We start from the raw sequence: 404 nt of genomic DNA on the forward strand, positions 1-404 counted from the left end.
CCCCTCTCTCTTTTTCCCCCTTTCTCTCTTCCTTCTCCTTTCTTCTTCCTTCCTTCCCCCTCTCCCCCCCTTTCTTCCCTCTTTTCCCCCCCCTCTTTTTTTTTTTTTCTTCCTCCCTTCTTCTCTCTTTTTTCTTCTCTTTCCTTTTCTTTCCTTTCCTTCCTTTCTTCCTCCCTCTTCCTCCCTTCCTTTTTCCCCCCTCCCCCTCTTTCTCCCCTTTCTTCTTCCCTCTTTCCCCCTCTTTTTTCCTCTTTCTTTTTTCCCCCCTCCTTCCTCCCCCTTTTTTCTTTTTTTTCTTTTTTTTTTTTCTTTTCCCCTTTCTCTCTTCCCTTCTTTTCCCCTCTTTTCCCCTTTCCCTTTTCCTCCCCCCCTCTTCCCCCCTTCCCCCTCCCTCCCTTCCCTCT

At 48.0% G+C, this 404-nt stretch carries 1 protein-coding gene; it reads right to left on the reverse strand.

Annotated elements, in window-relative coordinates:
• The coding region (locus tag KH400_RS29865) for a hypothetical protein (RefSeq protein ID WP_217228176.1) at window positions 1-404 on the reverse strand (404 nt) is incomplete at both ends.

Source organism: Desertibacillus haloalkaliphilus (assembly GCF_019039105.1).
Taxonomy (GTDB): domain Bacteria; phylum Bacillota; class Bacilli; order Bacillales; family KJ1-10-99; genus Desertibacillus; species Desertibacillus haloalkaliphilus.